The organism is Pseudaeromonas pectinilytica, from assembly GCF_054780855.1.
Genome location: NZ_BAAGVN010000270.1, coordinates 1 through 4,150 on the forward strand (window position 1 = coordinate 1; position 4,150 = coordinate 4,150).

The following is a 4,150-nucleotide window of genomic DNA, read 5'->3' on the forward strand; positions in this document are numbered from 1 at the left end:
ACAACCAAGAGCCCAACAGTGCAAAATCCTGGTTATCGGGTGGGGTGAAAATAGTCAACAACACGTAAAGGGAACAGCGCCCTTTTCGGTGCATTGCTGGTGGCATGTGGTGGCGGAGGTTCTGACTCATCAGATAAACCATCTGGCTATGACCCATCGCTACCAGAGCAAACGATAACAGCTGAGGAGTTACAAAACGTCAGCGAAATCAAATCAACATCTAAAGTCACCGTGAATGGCGACGTTGCGTTATTAGATTCGCAAAACTTAATTATCAGCGGCGACCTAACCATAAATTAATATTCAAAGGGATTTGAAATGAAAAAAATTATCACGCTTTCTGCTATTTTCATGTGCATGGCCCCATATGCAGCTAACGCCGGTTCTCTCGATGTTCATGGCGAAATTAAAGTTAATGGTAATACAGTTATCGATGCCAAAGGAAACTATGTCGGGACCTTACCCAGCAATGGACCGACCATGATTACTCTGAGTGATTACTATAATCAGGATGGTCTGAAAAAAACATTCAAACAAGTACAGCTGGCCAGCGAAAATCAAGCAGCCGATGAAGGTGTGCGCATCGATGATTACATGACCCCAGGCATTATTAAATACACCTACCAATGGAACATCAACGCCGAAAATGAATCTTGTAGATCATGGGTAAACGAAGAAAACCACGACTCAAAAGGTCATTATACAATCAAAGGATCTTGTGTTAGCACTACTGGAGCTGAGACTCCATATACCTATGCTGACGTAACAGAAAAAAATGCCATTGATATACCAACAGCGGTGCAAGCTAATGGCGGCAGCTATCTCAGTAACTATGAGAAGACCCAAAAACAATATTACGGTTGCCAAGATTTCGCGAACCCATCTGAAGACACCTGCCAGTCTGATTCCAGTGACTCAACATTTACAGAAGTTGTATTTCCTCTGAACAAGACCACCTATACAGTAGGTGACACCACTTATGATGATTGTTATATCGTCCAGTTTAACGGTAATACCGGCAACGGCTACTGGACTGGTATCCACTGCAAAAATGTTGGCCTTGTTTCTGGATGGAATAGTACTTACTCCATCCAACTAACCAAGGTTGAAGGCACTCTGCAGAATAGTGCTACCGCCAGCAGTTCATCCCTGAAGATGGCTCCATCGATCAAGCAACAGACCAGCAAGTAATCCCCACTGCTTGGCTCCCTAATGGGGAGCCAAGCATTGTCTTTTCTATCAAACAATTCAAACGTCTGACCCAATGGTGAAACAACTCCTCGGATGGCACTGGCTCCAGCAGCCTGGTGGATGCCAGAGGGAGGGGCCCCATCACTCAACTGATAGCGATACCCGTCGACTCACCCACATGATCCGGCGTCTGAAGATAGAAGCTCAACTGCCGAGCTGCGATTTCCCCAGCCAGCAATATTGGATTTTTACGCCAACGATCATGACTATCACGCCATCTGCGTGATCTGGATCGGTTTTACTCACATTCACGGTTTATCGGTGAAAATGATTAACTCAATGTATCTATTCGATCGGTTGGCTCGGGTATTCCAACACAGCAATAACCGCTGGGATATAACCCAAACGCTGCATCCTCATATTAATAGATTGTTAATGGCATGACATTGCTGTTAACAAATCAAGAATGTTCAGCCAGTTTAATCAATAAGGAGCACATATGCTTTTAGTCTGGCGAGGCTGGGGAATCGCTATCCCGGTGATCGTGATTTTGATCCAGCTGGCGGTGGAACAACTTGCCGATCAGATAACCGGAAGTCCGGGCTTTCGCCAGATGCACCCTTGGGTGTGGCTGATTGGTTTGTCATTAGCCGCCGCCATCATCTGGTTTGTTGGCCGCAAACTGGAATCCAGACCCGGACGGACTGTCATCGACAAAGAGACCCAAGCTGAATATGAGATCAAAGCCAAGCATGACCTATTCTGGATCCCGTTCAAATGGTGGGCCATTCCGTTAATTGCGTTGGGATTAACATTTACCTTTGTATGAATATGAAATCAATGGCCACAGCATCGCATGAATAAAACTCTATTACACAGACAGAATCGGAATACAACATATGAAAAAGATCATCCCGCTCGTAATGTGCACCATGTTGACTGGTTGCTCAGCTTATTTATATTTAATTGGATTTGAAAATCAAAAGGTCATAACAGGGCAGATTATAAATATTGAAAAATTCAATATAACAGAGCCAGAGATGACATTTCTTAACTCAATAAACAACAAAAAATCATACAATCTAATATTACCATTCACCACCACCTACCCATCCCCCAATAGAGTTATTGTATCCAAGGATGCAAGTGAGGATCTCTTTATATCCACGCCTATCGAAATGTATAATACATATATTTTATCTACCTCCGGGCTAACAAAAACAACTGATGTAATGAGCTTGAGTAAAGATGTGTCAGATAACTGCTTACACAACATGAAGGACTGCATATCGACGACATATGAGGGAGAATTGATCCCGATGGAAAATGTTGTAGCCCCATATTCAACACCATACAAACACGGAGAAGCTTATCAGTTCGAAAAATACGTTTTTGACAAAAACAATGTAACTATAATACTAGCTAGAGAAATGAACAGGAACGATGCAGCAGAAGAGAAACTTGTCCCATCAATAAAAGGAATGCCTGATAGTGAAAAGCTATTGCACATTGCAGTTATTAAAACCCAAGAGAGTGCATTTATTGATTTGTTAGAAAAAAAATATAAAGGATATTTGGGTGTTGGCTTTTTCACCGGCAACAAAGAAAACGATTACTCATATAAAGATTTCGAAGAAAACAACGAGGGCGATATATGTAAAACGCTGTCGAGCTGCATGTTTAATGTTTATTTAAACAGTTCCATTAGCCCGAAATTCAAAAGTGACGTAGTAGACTCTCTATATGATGTTACGGTTGAAAATGCAAACAAAATGGTAGGCGCTAATGCAGACATCACCCTAGATGGTCTAGTCGGTTTCGTGTCATCCGGAGCCGCGCAAAAAAAGAACAATTTTGACATTAAAGTAAAACTAGTGCCCAAATATAGTAGCCTGACCAGCGAATCTGGCACAACAATAAAGACAAAAGTAGGGCTGTGCATTACATACAACGTAAAGCAAGTCCTCTTTAGCAACAAAGAGACTAATTGCGAATATAAAAACATAACAGCAATAATTCCTCAAAATTCATCTAGTAGCAATACAATTAGTGTCAACTTCAACAAAGTTGTCACGAATTTCGGTCTGAATATTGGCGGACTAGACGCTATGAACGTATCCATAAGCGACATGAAATTGGTTTCTGAGCCAATTTTCATATCAGCCGATGATAAGTTCCCTTTCGATTCAAATATAAAATCAATAACCGATGGATTCTGAAAATGAAAAAAGCATGGTTTGTCTTTATTTTCTCTAACATCTCACTGGCTGGTGAAGAACCATTATCACCCGACTTATATATGGACAATTCAGACTTTGAATCACACAACGAGGTGCTAAAACACAAAAACGGCCAAGAAACGATAAACGCACTGAAATCCATAATTCCACCTAACAATGAAAGCTTAATCCATGTGAACTTTGAGCCTGTTTGCGGTCTATTATCATCTTGCACTGCAAGTAACTTAAAATTATCTGGCCCGGGGAATTATTTTCAAACTTATGAAAACGCCAGTTCTGGTCACATCGCAAAAAACTATAACAACATATTATATGGAGCATACACATGGAACATAACACTCAATCAAGGCACCAATGAACAAAAAGAATGCACTGGTGAAGTATATATTCACGACGAACATAGAAATATAACAATCAGGGTTTTTGACTCTAACTGCCAAGATGCAGGAACTACCCAATTTTAGCATCAACATCGAAAAAATATTATTATTCAATGAAACTGAATGTAGTTATAGAACAACAAATTTCTCATGGTAGTTTTTATTGAAAATGGAGTCATCATTGAAATCGCAGTGCAACTATATTTTTAATCTCAGCCGCCTCTATCTGCGCGGACTTTTAATGCTGTTATTGCTGGCCTCATGTACAGAACCTTAAGCGGCAAGCGAATTAATAATACCGTCTAACGTGTTGTTTTGCTTGGATTTTCTCTGCCTACT

Annotated in this window: 4 protein-coding genes; all 4 read left to right on the forward strand. The window is 40.8% G+C overall.

What is annotated here, in order from left to right; translation table 11 throughout:
• Window positions 1–318 precede the first annotated feature (318 nt).
• The 4 genes from ACYVG7_RS11075 (at window position 319) to ACYVG7_RS11090 (ending at window position 3,895) form a co-directional block, all read left to right on the forward strand.
• Window positions 319–1,191, forward strand: a complete 873-nt coding sequence (locus tag ACYVG7_RS11075) for a yippee-like protein (RefSeq protein ID WP_460883167.1) — start codon at window positions 319–321, stop codon at window positions 1,189–1,191.
• A 499-nt stretch (window positions 1,192–1,690) separates the two neighbouring features.
• Entirely contained in the window at window positions 1,691–2,020 is a 330-nt protein-coding gene (locus ACYVG7_RS11080) for a hypothetical protein (RefSeq protein ID WP_460883168.1), read from the forward strand.
• 70 nt (window positions 2,021–2,090) lie between these two features.
• Window positions 2,091–3,410, forward strand: coding sequence for a hypothetical protein (locus tag ACYVG7_RS11085; RefSeq protein WP_460883169.1), 1,320 nt, complete (start codon window positions 2,091–2,093; stop codon window positions 3,408–3,410).
• A 2-nt stretch (window positions 3,411–3,412) separates the two neighbouring features.
• Window positions 3,413–3,895: a hypothetical protein gene (locus tag ACYVG7_RS11090; RefSeq protein ID WP_460883170.1), complete on the forward strand. Its 483-nt coding sequence runs from the start codon at window positions 3,413–3,415 to the stop codon at window positions 3,893–3,895.
• The last annotated feature ends 255 nt before the right edge of the window (window positions 3,896–4,150 follow it).

Coding starts and splice junctions, on each gene's coding strand:
- ACYVG7_RS11075 (WP_460883167.1), top strand. CDS start 319: ATGAAAAAAATTATCACGCTTTCTGCTATTTTCATGTGCATGGCCCCA.
- ACYVG7_RS11085 (WP_460883169.1), top strand. CDS start 2,091: ATGAAAAAGATCATCCCGCTCGTAATGTGCACCATGTTGACTGGTTGC.
- ACYVG7_RS11090 (WP_460883170.1), top strand. CDS start 3,413: ATGAAAAAAGCATGGTTTGTCTTTATTTTCTCTAACATCTCACTGGCT.
- ACYVG7_RS11080 (WP_460883168.1), top strand. CDS start 1,691: ATGCTTTTAGTCTGGCGAGGCTGGGGAATCGCTATCCCGGTGATCGTG.